The organism is Kitasatospora sp. Ki12, assembly GCF_054601375.1.
This window is the reverse complement of the sequence record NZ_BAAIHT010000001.1, coordinates 1,133,805-1,152,414: the sequence shown is the minus strand read 5'-3', so window position 1 is coordinate 1,152,414 and position 18,610 is coordinate 1,133,805. Positions and strand designations below refer to the sequence as shown.

Annotated in this window: 12 protein-coding genes; all 12 read left to right on the top strand. The window is 71.8% G+C overall.

From position 1 onward, the window contains the following. Nucleotides 1-109: 109 nt before the first annotated feature. Nucleotides 110-1,594: a DUF4190 domain-containing protein gene (locus ACYP53_RS04855; protein WP_459646705.1), complete on the top strand. Its 1,485-nt coding sequence runs from the start codon at nt 110-112 to the stop codon at nt 1,592-1,594. Between the two features lie 167 nt (nt 1,595-1,761). After that, complete coding sequence (locus tag ACYP53_RS04850) at nt 1,762-1,974, top strand: hypothetical protein (protein ID WP_189915563.1); 213 nt, start codon at nt 1,762-1,764, stop codon at nt 1,972-1,974. Between the two features lie 18 nt (nt 1,975-1,992). Continuing rightward, nucleotides 1,993-2,469 (top strand): NUDIX domain-containing protein, encoded by a 477-nt coding sequence (locus tag ACYP53_RS04845; RefSeq protein WP_189915564.1) that lies wholly within the window; start codon nt 1,993-1,995, stop codon nt 2,467-2,469. A gap of 194 nt (nt 2,470-2,663) precedes the next feature. Then, nucleotides 2,664-5,423: a SpoIIE family protein phosphatase gene (locus ACYP53_RS04840; RefSeq protein ID WP_459646704.1), complete on the top strand. Its 2,760-nt coding sequence runs from the start codon at nt 2,664-2,666 to the stop codon at nt 5,421-5,423. A 259-nt stretch (nt 5,424-5,682) separates the two neighbouring features. Beyond that, nucleotides 5,683-8,292, top strand: a complete 2,610-nt coding sequence (locus ACYP53_RS04835; protein ID WP_373313699.1) for a SpoIIE family protein phosphatase — start codon at nt 5,683-5,685, stop codon at nt 8,290-8,292. 93 nt (nt 8,293-8,385) lie between these two features. Further along, nucleotides 8,386-10,131, top strand: coding sequence for an ABC transporter family substrate-binding protein (locus ACYP53_RS04830; protein ID WP_459646703.1), 1,746 nt, complete (start codon nt 8,386-8,388; stop codon nt 10,129-10,131). Nucleotides 10,132-10,406: 275 nt separating this feature from the next. Continuing rightward, nucleotides 10,407-12,311: a translational GTPase TypA gene (gene typA, locus ACYP53_RS04825; protein WP_189915567.1), complete on the top strand. Its 1,905-nt coding sequence runs from the start codon at nt 10,407-10,409 to the stop codon at nt 12,309-12,311. A 432-nt stretch (nt 12,312-12,743) separates the two neighbouring features. Next, nucleotides 12,744-14,384 carry a peptide ABC transporter substrate-binding protein gene (locus ACYP53_RS04820; RefSeq protein WP_459646702.1) on the top strand — a complete coding sequence of 547 codons (1,641 nt, stop codon included), beginning with the start codon at nt 12,744-12,746 and terminating at the stop codon, nt 14,382-14,384. 144 nt (nt 14,385-14,528) lie between these two features. Continuing rightward, nucleotides 14,529-15,455, top strand: a complete 927-nt coding sequence (locus ACYP53_RS04815; RefSeq protein ID WP_189915569.1) for an ABC transporter permease — start codon at nt 14,529-14,531, stop codon at nt 15,453-15,455. Next, nucleotides 15,448-16,392 carry an ABC transporter permease gene (locus ACYP53_RS04810; protein ID WP_189915570.1) on the top strand — a complete coding sequence of 315 codons (945 nt, stop codon included), beginning with the start codon at nt 15,448-15,450 and terminating at the stop codon, nt 16,390-16,392. The genes ACYP53_RS04815 and ACYP53_RS04810 overlap by 8 nt, the downstream gene beginning before the upstream one ends. A gap of 19 nt (nt 16,393-16,411) precedes the next feature. Further along, a complete protein-coding gene (locus ACYP53_RS04805; protein WP_189915571.1) occupies nt 16,412-17,461 on the top strand; it encodes an ABC transporter ATP-binding protein in 1,050 nt (349 codons plus the stop codon). After that, entirely contained in the window at nt 17,454-18,470 is a 1,017-nt protein-coding gene (locus ACYP53_RS04800; RefSeq protein WP_189915572.1) for an ABC transporter ATP-binding protein, read from the top strand. The genes ACYP53_RS04805 and ACYP53_RS04800 overlap by 8 nt, the downstream gene beginning before the upstream one ends. The last annotated feature ends 140 nt before the right edge of the window (nt 18,471-18,610 follow it).

The window sequence follows — 18,610 nt, the reverse complement described above, 5'->3', positions numbered from 1 at the left end:
GAATGATCGGGTAAAGTCGCGCGACCGTTCACATTCGGGCCCGTTCGGGTCCGAGCCATGCTGCCGTACGCCGAGCCGATGCCCGCCCCGGCGGGTTGGGGGAGTCCACGTGTCCAAGCCTGAGTCCGAGCTGCCCGCCCCCGGGTCGGAGCCGCCCGTGCGGACCGGGACGGACGCGGACGTGGACGCGGCGACGGGCACGGACGCCGGCGCGGCCCCGGCCGCGGGCCAGGACCCCCGGGTGGACTTCCGCAAGGAGGCCGACGAGCCCGAGCCCACCCCGGCGGGCCCCGCGCCCGAGCCGGAGCCCGCGACCCCCGCCGCCCCCGCCGACCCCTGGGCCGCGCCCGATCCCTGGGCCGCCCCGGCCCCCGCCCCGGCCGCCGCGCCCCCGCAGGCCGTCCCGGTGCCGTCGGCGGCCCCGCCGCAGCCGCCGCACCCGCTGCCCGCCGGCGGCTGGGCCTCCGTCACGCCCTCCGCCCAGTCCGGCTTCCAGCCCAACGGCCTCCCCCCGGGCCTCCCGCCCGGCTTCCCGCAGCCCGGCCACCCGTACCCGCAGCCCTTCGCCCCCGCCCCGACCAACGGTTTCGCGGTCGGCTCCCTGGTGACCGGCCTGGTCCTGGTGGCGCCGCTGGCCCTGGTGTTCGGCATCGTCGCCCTGGTCCAGATCAAGCGCCGCAGGGAGCGCGGTTCCGGCATGGCGGTGACCGGCGTGGTGCTCGGCACGATCGGTACGGTGCTGCTCTCGCTGCTGCTGGGCGCGGCGGACTTCAGCGGGGCGCGCGACGGCCGCTTCGCGGGCCCCAAGGCCCCGGCCGGGTCGGTCCACTGGTCCGAGCTGAAGGCCGGCGACTGCTACAGCTCCCCGGCCGGCGGGTCGGTGACCAACGGCGCCGGAGACGAGACGGTGTACTGGGTGCGCCGGGTGGCCTGCGCAGAGCCGCACCACGGCGAGGTGGCCGGCACCGCCGCGCTCCCCACGGGCACCGGCGCCTACCCGGGTGAGAGCGCGGTCCGCGAGTCGGCCGCCCGGCTGTGCCACGCGGTGCTGAACGAGTACGCGCTGGACCAGTGGGTCATCCCGGACGGCATGGACGACGTCTACCTCTACCCGACCGCGCGCAACTGGGCGATCGGTGAGCGGTACGCCACCTGCGCCTTGGAGGACCGCGACGACCAGCACCGGGGCACGGTCCGCACCGACCGGAGCCGTCTGACCGCGCCCCAGCTGACCTACCTGGAGGCGGTCCGGAGCTTCGACCTCGCCTACCTGGACGAGCCGAAGGACGGCGCCTCCGAGACCGAGCTCCGGCTCTGGGCCCGCCGGGTGTCCGGCGCCTCCCGGACGGAGGCCGCCGTGCTCGGCGCGCCCACCGCGAACTGGCCGGCCGAGGTCGGGCCGCAGATCGCCAAGCTGGTCGAGGCCCAGTCGCAGGCGGCCGCCGTCTGGGACGCCGCGGCCTCCGGCGACGACGTGGAGGGCGGCATCCGCCGGGCCAGGGCGCTGGTGGCCAAGACGGTGCCGACGAGCGTGGAGATCCGGCGCGGGCTCGGCCTGTCCACCGGGGAACAGGCGCCGGACCTGCGGGTCTGAGCGCCGCACACGAGGTTACCGGCCGTTAACAACAGCTGTACCTGCCGGTAGCCATCGGCGCGTAGCGTCGCGGGTGTGCCCCCGGCCCGACCCCCACGCGAGCCGGGGGCACGAGGACGTCCGCCGTACCGGCCCCCGGCCCGGCGTGCGCCGGATAGCCTGCCGTCATGGGCGGCTACCGGGTGATGCGGCAGGACGACAACGGCAACCGCTTCCTGGTCGCCAAGGACCTGGACCGGGCCGAGGCGCAGCGGCTGGCCGCCGAGTTCGAGGCGCGCGGCCACAAGCAGCTGTACTGGGTCGAGGAGACCGCGGGAGCCGGCGGAGATGAGAAGAGGACCGGCACCGGCACGGGGACCGACGCGGCCCGGAACGCCTGAGGCCGTAGGGTCGCCACCATGGACGCCACCCACGCCGCACACCCCCAGGACCGCTCCGCCGACGGCCCCGCCGAGCCCCGGATCGTGGTCGGCGGCGCGCTGGTCCACGACGGCCGGGTGCTCGCGGCCCGGCGCAGCGCCCCCGAGGCGGTGGCCGGCCGGTGGGAGTTCCCCGGCGGGAAGGCCGAGCCCGGTGAGACCGAGGAGCAGGCGCTGGAGCGCGAGCTGCTGGAGGAACTGGGCGTACGGGCGCGGGCGCTGACCCGGCTGCCCGGCGCGTGGGCCGTGCGCCCCGGCTTGGAGTTGCGTTTCTGGGCCGCCGAACTGCTGGCCGGCGAGCCGCGTGCGCTCCAGGACCACGACGCGCTGCGCTGGCTGGGCCCGGACGAGCTGGACGCCGTCGACTGGATCGACCACGACCGGGAGGTGCTGCCGTACGTCGCCCGGCTGCTCACCGGGCCGGGAACGGCGGGCGACGCGCAGTCCGCCGGGTAGGTCGGACGACGTGCGGGCCGTCGCCCGGGTCGGACGACGCGCCGTCCGCCGGGTAGGTCAATCGGACAAGACGACCCAGCCGCCGGGATAGCCTGGGTTCTGCTGGGTATGTCACTTTTCGGCACCATTCGTCACCATCGGTGAGCCGCCCCAGCCGGCGACGCCGATCCCGACCAGAGCCGGAGGCCCCGTCGGTGTCGAGTACCGGGAACGACGGCGGGGGAGAGCGGCGGGCAGGTCCCGCGGGCAGCGCCGCCGCGCGCGCCCGGCTGCGGCGCGCCGCCCGTCCGGCTGCCGCCCGTCCGACCACCCCCCAGCCGCCGGCCGGGCGCCGCCGGGGCACCGTCGCCGCCCCCGACGCCGAGCGGCCCGCCGAGCCCGCGCCGACCCTGGCCCTCCCCGAGCCGGGCGACCGCACCGGCCTGCGCAGCCGCCCCGGCCGCCCGTTCCCCGGTGGTCCCGGCGACGCCCCGGGCGGGCCCGGAGCGCCCTCCGAGGGCAGCCTGCTCGACATGCTCAAGGTCGCCATCGCGATCCTCGACACCGCGGGCCGGGTGGTGCTCTGGAGCCCCGCCGCCGAGGAGCTGCTCGGCTGGCCGAACGAGCTGCTGGTCGGCCGCCGGATCGAGGAGCTGATCCCCGACCAGGAGCAGGTCGTCCGGATCCGGGCCGCGATCCAGGACACCCTGCGGCACGGCCGCTGGGCCGGCTACGCGGAGCTGCGCGACCGGGAGGGCGTGCCGGTCGCCGTGGAGGCCCGGATCTCCCTCCTGGTGGACGGCGACGGCACCCCGTTCCTGCAGGTCAACCTGGCCGAGTCGGCCGCCGTACGGGCCGTCGAGCGCGACCTCGCGGTGCGCGACGCGCTGTTCGAGCAGTCCCCGCTGGGCATCGCCATCCTGGACACCGACCTGCGCTACACCGCCGTCAACCAGACCCTCGCCGAGATGAACGGCGTCGCCCTGGAGGACCACGTCGGCCGCACCACCGGCGAGACCCTCCCCGAGCGGGCCGCCGACGAGATCACCTCCATCCAGCGCCAGGTGCTGGCCACCGGCGAGCCGGTCATCGACGTCACGCTGGCTTCCCCGGTCACCACCCGGGCGGGCTACCGCTCGATCTCCTACAGCCGGATGACCGACCGCTCCGGCCGGGTGCTCGGCATCTCCGGCACCGTGATGGACGTGACCGAGCGTTACCGGGCGGTCGCCAAGGTCGAGCACGCCCGGCGCCGGCTCTCGCTGCTCAACGAGTTCGGCTCCCGGGTCGGCGACCTGCTGGACGCCTCGCGGATCGCCCAGGAGCTCGCCAGCTCGGTCGTCCCCCGGCTCACCGACCACTCGGCGGTGATCCTGCTGCAGGCCGTCGCGCACGGTGACGACCTGCCCCGGCACGGCCACGACCGGCGCACCTCGCTGCTCCAGCTCGGCACCGCCTCCGTCCAGGACGGCCCCGAGGTCGACGTGATGCTGCGCCGCGGCGCCCGGATCACCTTCGCCGAGGACTCCGCCTGCGGGCGGGTGCTGCGCACCGGCGTGCCCGAGCTGCTCTCCGGTGCCGACCAGCTGGACGACGTCACCTACCCCGGCGACCCGAAGATGCAGGCTGCCCGGGACCTCGGCGTGCACTCGATGCTGGTCGTGCCGCTGCGCGCCCGCGGCATCGTGATCGGCCTGCTGCAGGTCAGCCGGGCCGGGTACCGCGAGGGCTTCGACCGGGACGACCTGGCCTTCACCGTCGAGCTCGCCGACCGGGCCGGCAGCTCGCTGGACAACGCCCGCCTCTACGCCCGCGAGCGCACCGCCGCGCTCACCCTCCAGCGCACCCTGCTGCCGCAGCAGGTCCCGCAGCCCACCGGCGTCGAGGTCGCCTACCGGTACGTGCCGGGCAGCAGCGGCACCGAGGTCGGCGGCGACTGGTTCGACGTCATCCCGCTGCCCGGCGACCGCACCGCCCTGGTGGTCGGCGACGTGATGGGCCACGGCCTGCGGGCCGCCGCCACGATGGGCCGGCTGCGCACCGCCGTCCGGGTGCTGGCCGCCCTGGACCTGCCGCCGGACGTCCTGCTGCGGCACGTCCACGAACTGGCCGACGACCTCGCCCAGGGCCCGGACGAGGCGCTGCTCGCCACCTGCGTCTACGCGGTCTTCGACCCGGCGACGGCCCGGCTGACCGTCGCCAAGGCCGGGCACATCCCGCCGGTGCTGGTGGTGCCCGGCGAGGAGACCGAGGAGCCGACCCGCACCGGCGGCCCGCTGCCCGGCGGCGCCGGCCGGATCCTCGACCTGCCCTCCGGCGCCCCGCTCGGGGTCGGCGGCGTCCCGTTCGAATCGGTCGAACTGAAGATCCCCGAGGGCAGCCTGCTCGCCCTCTGCACCGACGGCCTGGTGGAGTCCCGGGACAAGGACCTGGACGTCGGCCTCGGCCGGCTGCTCACCGTGCTCCAGCAGCCCCACGCCTCCATCCAGGCCGCCTGCGAGGCGGTGCTGGACACCATGGAGCAGGGCCGCGAGCCGGACGACGTCGCGCTGCTGCTGGCCCGGCTGGGCCACGGCCAGGCCGGTACCCCGACGGCCGGCTGGACGCTGCCGGCCGAGCCCACCGCCGTCTCCCGGGCCCGCCGGCTGGTCCGCGCCACGCTCGCCGAATGGGGCGTCGAGGCGCTCACCGACACCTCCGAGCTGCTGGTCAGCGAGCTGGTCACGAACGCCGTCCGGTACGCCAGCGCCCCCATCGGGGTACGGCTGACGCTCGGTGAGACGCTGCTGGTCGAGATCTCCGACCCGCTGCCGGACCCGCCCCGGGAGCGGCACGCGGCCGAGGCCGACGAGGGCGGCCGGGGCCTGGAACTGGTCCGCCGGCTGGCGCTGCGCTGGGGCGCCCGGGCCGAGGGCATCGGCAAGGTGGTCTGGTTCGAGCAGGCGCTGCCGGGTAATCAGGCGGGGGAGTCGTGACTCGGTCGAACGCCGAGGACTCGATCGAACGCCGGAAGAAACGCCAGGAGAGCGGTGCCGCATATGCCATCGGAGGCCCGGGGGGAGCGCGCGTCCCGGAAGGGGGCGCGAGCGTGGCATTGTGGTTGCGCGGGCGGTAGGACAAAAACCTTCGCCCGATCTGATGTTGTGATGTTGAGGGCGTGTGAACGCACCCCTCGATGATGAATACTCGGTCTTCTCGACATCCGGACGGTCGCGGGTTGGAGGGGTCGGTCCGTTGAACAGCACTCCGGCGCGGAACGCGCCGAGCAGCAGCGGTCATGTCGCGGTGCCCGGGCAGGCCGGCTCGTTGCACCTGCCCGTACCGGCGACACCGCCGGGCGGCGACACGGCGAGCCGCGGCGCCCACCCCGTCGCCGAGACCCAACCGTGGGGCGTCGGCGACCCGGGCTCGATCTACGACTACATCCGGGTCGCCACCTTCGCGATCGGCCCGGACGGCCGGATCAGCCAGTGGAGCGAGCGCGCCGCCGAGTTCTTCGGCGTCCCGGCCGCCGACGCCGTCGGCGCGGACCCGATCTCCACCTTCGTCCCCCGCGAGCTCTGGCAGCGCGGCCGCGCCCGGCTGGAACGCACCCTGGCGGGCGAGGAGTGGGTCGGCACCACCCCCTACCGGGACGCCGGCGGCGGCGAGGGCCTCGCCGAGCTCTACCTGATGCCCGACAGCGCCCTGCCCACCGCGGGCGCCACCTGCCTGGCCGTCGACCTCGGACGGCTGCGCCGGATCGAGACCGACCTCGCCGCCTCCGAGGCCGTCTTCGGACAGACCCCCACCGGCTTCGTGCTCTTCGACGACCGGCTGCGCCTGCAGCGGGTCAACGACGCCTTCGCCTCCGGCATGGGCCTGGTCCCCACCGACCTGGAGGGCCTGACCCCGCACGACCTCTTCCCGCCGTCCGAGGCGGACCGGCTCAGCGCCGCCCTGCGCAAGGTCCTCGCCACCGGCGAGCCCGTCTTCGACCTGCGCTTCCACGGAGCCGTCCCGACCCGCGAGGGCAACCGGCTCTGGGCCGTCTCGCTGTACCGCCTCAACGGCGCCGCCGGGCAGCCGATGGGCGTGGCCGGGCAGGTCTCCGACGTCACCAGCCGGCACGTCGCCGAGCGCGAGGCGGACGGCGTGCGCCGCAACCTCGCCCTGCTCAACGAGGCCAGCGCGCACATCGGCTCCACCCTCGACCTGGAGACCACCGCCAAGGAGCTGCTGGACGTCGTCGTCCCGCCGTTCTGCGACCTGGCCACCGTCGACCTCTACACCGCGCTGCTCTCCGGCGAGACCGTCCCCAGCGCCGGCCGGCTCGGCGACACCGTGCTCACCGACGGCAGCGGCGAACTGCGCCGGGTCGCCGTCTCCAGCGTCGTCGGCGGCGCCTCCTCGGTGCTCGGCTCGGTCACCGGCCTGCCGATCGCCGAGGCGGGCGGCACCCTCTGTTACCCGCGCCGCTCCCCGCACGCCAGGGCGCTGCGCACTGGCCGCAGCGTCGTGCCCGAGCCCGGGCCGGACCCGCTGCTGCGCTCCACCCTGATCGTCCCGCTGGTCGCCCGCGACCAGGTGCTCGGCCTCGTCCAGCTCTCCCGGGCGATCGGCAGCGAACCCTTCGACGCCCGCGACGTCGCGATCGCCGAGGAGCTCGTCGCCCGCGCCGCCGTCTGCATCGACAACGCCCGGCTCTACCGCCGCGAGCACGAGCGCGCGCTGATCCTCCAGCGCAGCCTGCTGCCCCCGGGCAACCCGGCCGCCAGCGGCCTGGAGATCGCCTGCCGCTACCTGCCCAGCAACAACAACACCGAGGTCGGCGGCGACTGGTTCGACGTCATCCCGCTGCCCGGCAACCGCACCGCGCTGGTCATCGGCGACGTGATGGGCCGCGGCCTGCGCGCCGCCGTCGCCATGGGCCAGCTGCGTACCGCCGTCCGCACCCTGGCCATGCTCGACCTCGAACCCGCCGAGGTGCTCACCGCCCTGGACGAGATCGCCCGCGGCCTCGGCGACGACTCCGTGCCGGCCGGGCCGCCCACCCCGTACGGGCGGCTCACCTCGACGGCCGACGAGGAGGCCCGCGAGATCTACCTGGCGACCTGCGTCTACGCGGTCTACGACGCCGTCACCCGCCGCTGCTGGATCGCCAACGCCGGCCACCTGCCGCCGGTGCTGCTCAGCCCCGGCGAGGGCGCCCGGATGCTCGACGTGCCGCCCGGCCTGCCGCTCGGCGTCGGCGGCGAGCCCTTCGAGGAGGTCGAGGTGGACCTCCCGGACGGCGCGGTGCTCGGCCTCTACACCGACGGCCTGGTGGAGAGCCGCAAGCACCAGCTGGACGAGGGCCTGCGCGCCTTCCGGGTCGCGCTGTCCGCCGAGGGCAAGGGCCTGGAGGAGCTCTGCGACCACGTGCTCGGCGAGCTCAACCCGCACCACGGCGAGGACGACATCGCCCTGCTGATGGCCAAGGTGCACGCCTTCCCCGAGGACGCCGTCGGCCAGTGGTTCCTGCCGCCCGAGCCCACCTCCGTCGCCAAGGCCCGCGAACAGGCCTGCAGCTGGCTGCTGGCCCGGGGGCTGGAGGAGCTGGTCGACACCACCGAGCTGCTGGTCAGCGAGCTGGTCACCAACGCGCTCAAGCACGGGCGCGGCGAGATCCGGCTGCGGTTGCTGCGCGAGCGCGGCCTGGTCTGCGAGGTCTGGGACGACGGCTACGCGCAGCCCCGCCAGCGGCGCGCCCAGGAGACCGACGAGGGCGGGCGCGGCCTGCAGCTGGTCAGCCTGCTGGCCGAACGCTGGGGCAGCCGGCGCACGCCCAAGGGCAAGATCGTCTGGTTCGAACTGGCGCTGTAGGGCCTTCCGGCGGCTGGGCCGTAAGGGTGCAGTCACCCCCGGCCCGCCGTGTCGGCGCGGGCCGGGCCGGACCGGCGGCGTTCGATGGCCGCCATGCGCGTCCGCCAGCTCACCGCCGCAGCCGCCGCCCTGCTGCTCGCCGCCGGCCTCGGCGGCTGCTCCGGCCACCCCGCCCCCGGCCGCACCCCCGCCCCGGTGCCCGCCTCGGCCGACCCGACCGCGACCACCGGGGACGTCCGGCCCGCCGACCGCACCGCCGTCCGGGACGGCGGGGTGCTGCGCTGGGCGGTGGACGGCGTCCCGGCCACGCTGAACGTCTACCAGGGCGCGGCGACCGCCGACTCGGCGCTGATCGCCCACGCGCTGTACCCCTCGCTGTTCCGCCCCGACGAGCACGGCCGGCTCGTGCCCGACCCGGACTACCTGGAGTCCGCCGAGTCCACCCCGCCCGGGCAGCGGCCGCAGGTGGTCACCTACCGGCTCAACCCGCACGCCGTCTGGAGCGACGGCAGCCCGCTCTCGGCCGCCGACCTCGCCGCCCAGCGGGCCGCCCTCTCCGGCCTGGACCCGGCCTACCGGGGCCTGCGGCCGGCCGGGTACGACGCCGTCGACTCGGTCGCCCAGGGCGCCGGCCCGCACGAGGTCCGGGTCACCTTCCGGCAGCCGTACGCCGAGTGGCGCTCGCTGTTCGGGCCGCTCTACCCGGCGGCCGAGACCGGCCGGCCGGACGTCTTCAACCGGGCACTGACCGGTGACGGCCACCTCGGCGCGGGGCCGTACGCCCTCTCCCGGTACGACGCCGGGGCCGGGCGGGTCACCGTCGTGCGCAACCCGCGCTGGTGGGGCGACGTACCGAAGACCGACCGGATCGAGTTCCTCGCCACCCCGCCGGAGCAGCGGCTGGACGCGCTCGACCAGGACCGGCTGGACATCGCCCCGCTCACCGCGGCACTCGACCGGGCCGTGCCCTCGCCCGAGGCGGCGGCGACGGCGCTGCGCCGGGCCGAGTCACTGCCCGGCGTCACCGTGCACCGGGCCGCCGCGGCCTCGCTCACCCAGCTCACCGTCAACGCCGCCCGCACCCCGCTCACCGACCCGGCCGTACGGCGGGCGCTGGCCCGGGCGGTCGACCGGCGCCGGATCGCCGAGGCCGCGCTCACCCCGCTCGGCCTGCCCGCCGCCCCGCTCGGCAGCCACCTGCTCGCCGGGGACCAGGAGGGCTACCGGGACAACAGCGCCGCGGCCGGCCCGGCCGACGCGGCCCGGCTGCTGGACGACGCGGGCTGGAAACGGCCGAACGGCGGCACCCGGGTCAAGGACGGCAGGGCGCTCACCCTGACCCTGCTCGTCCCGGCCGGCTCGGTGACCGCCAGGCGCACCGCCGACGCGCTCACCGCCGACCTCGCGGAGTCCGGCATCGCGCTGAAGCCGGTGACCTCGCCCGCCGAGACCTTCGTCAAGGACCACCTGGCCGCCGGGGACTACGACCTCGCCCTGTTCTCCTGGCCGGCCGGCCCCAGCCCGGTGGGCGAACAGCGCCCTGCCTACGCCAAACCCCGGCCCGGCCCCGACGGCGCGCTCGACCCCGGCACCAACTACGGCCGCAGCGGCACCGAGGAGATCGACCGGCTGTTCGACCGGGCCGCCACCGAACTGGACCCGGCGGCCCGACTGGACCTGCTGCAGGAGGCGGACGTACGGATCTGGCAGCTCGGCCACTCGGTCCCGCTCTACCAGCGCCCCGAACTGGTCGCCGTCCGCGACGGCGTCGCGGGCGCCGGCGCCTTCGGCTTCGGCCGCCCCCGCTTCCAGGACACGGGGTGGATCCGGGAGCGGTAGCGGAGGCCTGCGCGGGGGAGTCCGGGGCCTGGCCCCGGGGCGGCCGTCGGGTGAAGAGTGTGTGACCCACCTGTGATCTTGGTCCCGCCCCACCTGCCCGTTTCTGCTCACCTGGGCCGTTCCCCGTACGATAGGAGGAAGCCGAGGCATGTCCATTGCCCGGCGGGTGGACCGGTAGTAGCAGGCGGAACGGGCGGCGGCGATCGACAGGGATCGCAAGTGCGCGTCACGCAGCCGGGCGCCGCAACCCACGATTCCGGGAGAATCCGCAAGGCATGCCCACGCGCAACGACATCCGTAACGTCGCCATCGTCGCCCACGTCGACCACGGCAAGACCACCCTGGTCGACGCCATGCTGAAGCAGGCCGGCGCCTTCGCCGCCCACCAGCAGCTCGACGACCGTATGATGGACTCGAACGACCTGGAGCGCGAGAAGGGCATCACCATTCTCGCGAAGAACACCGCGGTCAAGTACCACCCGAAGGATGGTGGCGCGCCGATCACCATCAACATCATCGACACCCCGGGCCACGCCGACTTCGGTGGTGAGGTCGAGCGCGGTCTGTCGATGGTGGACGCGGTCGTCCTGCTGGTCGACGCCTCCGAGGGCCCGCTGCCGCAGACCCGCTTCGTGCTGCGCAAGGCGCTCACGGCCCGCCTGCCCGTCATCCTCTGCATCAACAAGACGGACCGCCCGGACTCCCGGATCGACGAGGTCATCAACGAGACCTACGACCTGTTCCTGGACCTGGACGCGGACGAGGACCAGATCGAGTTCCCGATCGTCTACGCCTGTGCCCGTGACGGCGTCGCCTCGCTGACCAAGCCGGAGAACGGCACCGTCCCGGCGGACTCCACCAGCCTGGAGCCGTTCTTCTCCACTCTGCTGGAGCACGTCCCGGCGCCGAGCTACGACGCGGACGCGCCGCTGCAGGCCCACGTGACCAACCTGGACGCCGACAACTTCCTCGGCCGCATCGCGCTGCTCCGCGTCGAGCAGGGCGAGCTGCGCAAGGGCCAGACCGTGGCCTGGATCAAGCGCGACGGCAGCATCTCGAACGTCCGCATCTCCGAGCTGCTGATGACCGAGGCGCTCACCCGCAAGCCGGCCGAGGTGGCGGGCCCCGGTGACATCTGCGCCGTCGCCGGCATCTCCGAGATCATGATCGGCGAGACCCTGGCCGACCCGGAGAACCCGATCGCGCTGCCGCTGATCACGGTGGACGAGCCGGCCATCTCGATGACCATCGGCACCAACACCTCGCCGCTGGTCGGCCGTGGCGGCAGCGGCAAGGGCGCGGACGCCAAGTCCGGCGCCAAGGTGGACCGCAAGGTCACCGCCCGCCAGGTGAAGGACCGCCTGGACCGCGAGCTGATCGGTAACGTCTCGCTGCGCGTGCTGGAGACCGAGCGGCCGGACGCCTGGGAGGTGCAGGGCCGCGGTGAGCTGGCGCTGGCCATCCTGATCGAGACGATGCGCCGGGAAGGCTTCGAGCTGACCGTCGGCAAGCCCCAGGTGGTCACCAAGGAGGTCAACGGCAAGACCCACGAGCCGGTCGAGCGCCTCACGGTGGACGTCCCGGAGGAGCACATGGGCGCGGTCACGCAGCTCATGGGCATCCGCAAGGGCCGGATGGACAACATGTCCAACCACGGCTCGGGCTGGGTCCGGATGGAGTTCGTCGTCCCGTCCCGCGGTCTGATCGGCTTCCGGACCGAGTTCCTGACCAACACCCGCGGCACCGGCATCGCCCACTCGATCCACGAGGGCCACGAGCCGTGGTTCGGCCAGCTGACCACCCGCAACAACGGCTCCCTGGTCGCCGACCGGGCCGGCGTGGTGACCGCCTTCGCGATGACCAACCTGCAGGAGCGCGGCGTGCTCTTCTGCGAGCCGGGCACCGAGGTGTACGAGGGCATGATCGTCGGCGAGAACTCGCGCTCCGACGACATGGACGTCAACATCACCAAGGAGAAGAAGCTCACCAACATGCGTTCCTCGAACGCTGACGTGGCCGAGTCGATCGTCCCGCCGCGCAAGCTCTCGCTGGAGCAGTCGCTGGAGTTCTGCCGCGAGGACGAGTGCATCGAGGTGACCCCGGAGACGGTTCGCATCCGTAAGGTCGTCCTGGACCAGAAGGACCGCGGACGCACTGCTTCGCGCGCCAAGAAGGTCTGATCCGGTCGCTCCGAACGGCCATTGGCCGGAATGATTCGCCCCCCTTTCCAATGGAGAGGGGGGCGAACTTTTTCAACTACTCCAAGTTGCCAGGGCCGCTATTAACCGAATAACGCTCATCACACCGTGGTGTCCGCTGAGCGGACACCACGGTTCGTCATGCATGACGACTGTCCGTTTGGTACCTGTCTGGCTATGTCTCAAATGTCCGGTTTTCGAAACTTACCGACTGTTCATGTGACCTAATTGAGATCGTCACTGGTCACTTTCGTGTCCGTGCGTGACGGATAGTGGGTGCAGTCAGGCTCGGGTCAAGGGTGAACGCGCAGGGGTGCGCGCCGAAACCACGAGCGCGGACGGCACAGCGGGTCCGGTGAACAGCCGTTCCGCGGTGCTCTCCTCGTTGCAACGTCGAATTCAGGAGGCACACCGATGCGTGGTGGGAGCCAGGCCAAGTGGGTTGTCGCAGCTGTTGCGGTCGCCCTTGCCGCGACTGCTTGTAGCAGCAGCAGCGACTCCTCCAGCGGGGGCAGCTCCGATGGTGCGGTCAACGCCCAGGGCGTCTTCAGCTACCAGAGCGCCGAGCCGCAGCGTCCGCTGCAGCCGGCGAACGCCATGGAGAACCAGGGCGGCCGTATCGTCAAGCAGCTGTTCACGGGCCTCGTCGACTACGACCCCGCGACCGGTGCCCTGCGCAACCAGGTGGCCGACAAGATCGAGACCACCGACTCCAAGACCTACACCGTCACGCTGAAGTCCGGCTGGACCTTCCACGACGGCACCCCGGTCACCGCCTCGTCCTTCGTCAAGTCCTGGAACTGGTCGGCCAACCCGGCCAACAACCAGATCAACTCGGACTGGTTCTCGGACATCGTCGGCTACGACGCCGTCCACCCGGACAAGGACAAGGGCGCCCCGACGGCGAAGGAGATGTCGGGCCTCAAGGTCATCGACGACACTCACTTCACCATCGAACTGAGCGACACCGTCTCGTACTTCACGTACAAGCTCGGCTACTCGGCGTTCTTCCCGCTGCCCGAGGGCTTCTTCTCCGACCCGGAGGGCTACGGCCAGAAGCCGGTCGGCAACGGCCCCTACAAGTTCGTGTCGTGGGAGCACAACAAGGCCATCACCCTGGCCGCCTACGACAAGTACACGGGCACCAACAAGGCGAAGAACGGCGGCATCGTCTTCCGCGCCTACACCTCGCCCGAGGCCGCGTACAAGGACCTGATGTCCGACACGCTGGACGTGCTGGACCAGGTCGACTCGACCGACCTGCCGAAGTACAAGGACGACCTGGGCAAGCGCGCCGTCGACCAGGCGCAGGGTGCCATCCAGAACATCTCCTTCGCGCTGTACAACGCGGAGTGGACCGACCCGGCCAAGGCCAAGGTTCGCCAGGGTCTCTCGATGGCGATCGACCGCGACACCATCACCAAGACCGTGCTGAACAACAGCCGTCAGCCCGCCGACTCGTTCGTGGCGCCGGGCGTCATGGGCTACAAGGCCGGCACCTGTGGTGACGCCTGCAAGTACAACCCGGAGAAGGCCAAGCAGCTGATCACCGAGGGCGGCGGCGTCCCCGGTGGCAAGATCGGCATCATCTACAACTCCGACGGTGGCCACAAGGAGTGGGTGGACGCGGTCTGCAACTCGATCCGCCAGGCGACCGGCGTCGAGTGCCTCGGTGACCCGAAGCCCGACTTCAAGACCTCTCGTGACATCATCACGAAGAAGGCCGTCCCGAGCATGATGCGTACCGGCTGGGTGCAGGACTACCCGCTGAACGCCAACTTCCTGCGCGACGTCTACGGCACGGGTGCCTCGGCCAACGACGCCGGCTACTCGAGCGCCGAGTTCGACAAGCTGTCGCACGAGGCCGACGCCGCCACCTCGGTCGAGAAGACCGCGGACCTGTACCAGCAGGCCGAGGCCGTTCTGGCCAAGGACATGCCGGCGATCCCGCTCTGGTACTACAAGACGAACTCGGGCTACTCCAAGAAGGTCCAGAACGTCAAGTTCAACTCCTTCGGCGACCCGGTCTACACCGACGTCGAGGTCAAGAAGTAGTAATCGGTCGGCACCGCCTGACCCGGTGACAACGGCCGGTGCCCGTCCCATCCCCACAAGGGCGAGGACTGGCACCGGCCGTTGGCACGCCGACTTATCTCTGGCCGGGTTGACGGGCCCGGCAGAGTCATACATGGAGGCACGATGGGGCGCTTTGTCGCAAGGCGACTGCTCCAGATGATCCCGGTGTTCCTCGGAACGACCGCACTCATCTTTTTCATGGTGCACTTGCTGCCCGGTGACCCGCTGGCAGCGTTGTGGGGCGACAAGGCGCCGGACCCGGTGCAGCTCGCAGCCCTGAAGCACCAGCAGGGACTCGACCAGCCGCTGCTGCAGCAGTACCTCTCCTACATGGGGAACCTGCTCACCGGCGACTTCGGCACCTCCCTGGACGGACGTCCGGTGCTCGACAAGATCACCGATGCCCTGCCGGTCACGGTCCGGCTGGCGCTGTTCGCGTTCGCCATCGAGATCGTGGTCGGTATCGCCATCGGCCTGTTCTCCGGCCTGCGCCGCGGCAAGCTGTTCGACAAGGGCACCCTGGTCCTCACCCTGCTGCTGATCGCGATCCCGGTCCCGGTGCTCGGCTTCGTCGTCCAGACGGTCTTCGGGCAGAACCTCAAGTGGGTCACCCCGACCGTCCAGGACAGCAACGACATCACCCAGCTGGTGCTGCCGGCCGTCGTGCTCGGCTCGCTGTCGCTGGCCTACGTCGCGCGCCTCACCCGTACCTCCATAGCCGAGAACATCAAGGCCGACTACGTCCGCACCGCGGTGGCCAAGGGCCTGCCGCGACGCAAGGTCATCGGCACCCACCTGCTGCGCAACTCGATGATCCCGGTCGTCACCTACCTCGGCACCGACCTCGGCAACCTGATGGCCGGCGCGATCGTCACCGAGGGCATCTTCAACGTCCAGGGTGTCGGCCACGCGCTGTACCAAGCGATCAACATGAAGGAGGGTGCGACCGTCTCCGGCTTCGTCGCCTTCCTCGTGCTCGTGTACCTGGCCGCCGGCCTGATCGTCGACCTGCTTTACGCGGTCCTGGACCCGAGGATCCGGTATGCCTGATCTGACCGAGAAGAAGACCTCCGGGGACATCCCGGCGCAGCGCACCGCGGACGCCCCGGCGCCGAAGCAGGAGAAGGCCCGCAGCCTCGGCTCGGACGCCTGGCACGACCTGCGCCGCAAGCCGATCTTCGTGATCTCCGCGCTGCTCATCCTGCTGCTGGTCGTCATCGCGATCGCGCCGGGCCTGTTCACCTCGGTGGACCCGCGCGCCGGCGACCTGCGCAACCACTACCTGACGAAGCCGAACTACGGCAGCTTCTTCCAGGCCGACTGGTTCGGCTACGACCTCCAGGGCCGCAGCATCTACGCCCGCGTCATCTACGGTGCCCGCGCCTCGGTCGTGGTCGGCATCTGTGTCACCGCCGGTGTGACCATCCTCGGTGGCATCACGGGCATGCTCGCCGGTTACTTCGGCGGCTGGATCGACACGATCATCTCCCGGGTCACCGACATCTTCTTCGGCATCCCGCTGCTGCTCGGCGCCCTGGTGATCCTGAACGCCTTCACCGAGCGCACCATCTGGAGCGTGGTCTTCGCCCTGGTCGCCCTGGGCTGGACCCAGATGACCCGTGTCATGCGCGGCTCGGTCATCACGGTCAAGCAGGCCGACTTCGTGACCGCGGCCAAGGCGCTCGGCGCCGGCACCACCCGGATCCTGTTCAAGCACATCCTGCCGAACGCGATCGCCCCGGTGATCGTCGTCGCCACCATCGCGCTCGGCGGCTACATCGCCACCGAGGCGACGCTGAGCTTCCTCGGCATCGGTCTGCAGGACCCGACCATCTCCTGGGGCATCGACATCAACTCGGCCCAGAAGGTGATCCGGACGGCGCCGTTCGCGCTGTTCTTCCCCGCCGGCATGCTGAGCTTGACCGTGCTGGCCTTCATCATGCTCGGCGACGCGGTGCGCGACGCCCTCGACCCGAAGCTCCGCTGAGAGAAGAGGTGACGACCCGATGACCACCGTGATCGAGAACAACCAGAAGAACGATCGTCTCGAAGTCGGAACCCCGCTCCTCGAGGTCAAGGACCTCCACGTGGAGTTCCACACCCGGGACGGGATCGCCAAGGCCGTGAACGGCGTCAACTACTCCGTCGCGGCGGGCGAGACGCTCGCCGTGCTCGGTGAGTCCGGCTCCGGCAAGTCCGTGACGGCGCAGACCATCATGGGCATCCTGGACATGCCCCCGGGCAAGGTGACCCAGGGCCAGATCCTGTTCCGCGGCCAGGACATGCTCACGATGGGCAACGAGGAGCGCCGGAAGATCCGCGGCCAGAAGATCGCGATGATCTTCCAGGACGCGCTCTCCGCCCTCAACCCGGTGCTCAGCGTGGGCTACCAGCTCGGCGAGATGTTCCGGGTGCACCAGGGCGCCTCCAAGAAGGAGGCGAAGGAGAAGGCCATCGAGCTGATGGACCGGGTGCGCATCCCCGCCGCCCGGCAGCGGGTGAACGACTACCCGCACCAGTTCTCCGGCGGCATGCGCCAGCGCATCATGATCGCGATGGCGCTCTCCCTGCAGCCCGACCTGATCATCGCCGACGAGCCCACCACCGCCCTGGACGTCACCGTCCAGGCCCAGGTGATGGACCTGCTCGCCGAGCTGCAGGCCGAGTACAACATGGGCCTGATCCTGATCACCCACGACCTCGGCGTGGTCGCCGACGTCGCGGACAAGATCGCCGTGATGTACGCGGGCCGGATCGTGGAGACCGCCCCGGTGCACGAGCTGTACGCGAACCCCGCGCACCCGTACACCAAGGGCCTGCTCCGCTCCATCCCGCGCCTGGACCAGAAGGGCCAGGAGCTCTACGCGATCAAGGGCCTCCCCCCGAACCTGCTGAAGGTCCCGGCCGGCTGCGCGTTCAACCCCCGTTGCGACGTCGCCACCGACCTGTGCCGCACCGAGATCCCGGCGCTGCACCACGTGACCGACAAGGACGGCAAGGAGCTCACCGGCCGCCGCAGCGCGTGCCACCTTTGGAAGGAGACCCTCCATGGCTGAGAACATCCTGGAGGTCAAGGACCTGGTCAAGCACTACCCGCTGACCCAGGGCGTCCTGTTCAAGAAGCAGGTCGGCGCCGTCAAGGCCGTCGACGGCATCTCCTTCGAGCTGAAGAAGGGTGAGACGCTCGGCATCGTCGGCGAGTCCGGCTGTGGCAAGTCCACGCTGGCCAAGGTGCTGATGAACCTGGAGCGGGCCACCTCCGGCCAGGTCCTGTTCAAGGGCGAGGACATCTCCCAGCTGTCCGGCGCGGCGCTCAAGTCCGTCCGCCGCAACATCCAGATGGTGTTCCAGGACCCGTACACCTCGCTGAACCCGCGCATGACGGTCGGCGACATCATCGGTGAGCCGTTCGAGATCCACCCGGAGGTGGCGCCCAAGGGCGACCGCCGCAAGGCCGTCCAGGACCTGCTGGACGTCGTGGGTCTGAACCCGGAGTACATCAACCGGTACCCGCACCAGTTCTCCGGCGGCCAGCGCCAGCGCATCGGCATCGCCCGCGGCCTCGCGCTCAAGCCCGAGATCATCATCTGCGACGAGCCGGTCTCCGCCCTGGACGTGTCCGTCCAGGCGCAGGTGATCAACCTGCTGGAGCAGCTGCAGAGCGAGTTCGAGCTGTCGTACATGTTCATCGCGCACGACCTCTCCATCGTCCGGCACATCTCCGACCGCGTCGGCGTGATGTACCTGGGCAAGATGGTCGAGATCGGCAGCGACGAGGAGATCTACGACAACGCCACCCACCCGTACACCCAGGCGCTGCTCTCCGCGGTGCCGGTGCCGGACCCGGCGGCGCGCGAGTCCCGCGACCGGATCATCCTCAGCGGTGACATCCCCTCGCCGGCCAACCCGCCGTCCGGCTGCCGCTTCCGCACCCGCTGCTGGAAGGCGGAGGACCGCTGCGCCGAGGAGATCCCGCTGCTCGCGGTGCCCACGGTGCTGAAGGGCGCGGCCGCGCACGACTCGGCCTGCCACTTCCCCGAGGTCCGGGTGCAGGCCGCGGCCTGACCCCCGCTCTCCCCGGAAGGGCCCGTGGCTTCCCGCCACGGGCCCTTCCGTCGTTGTGCTGATACGAGGAGACGCTGCGTCGATGCGGCGCCTCGTCAACTCGGCAGGGGGGTCACGGCACCCATCCGGGTGCACCCGAC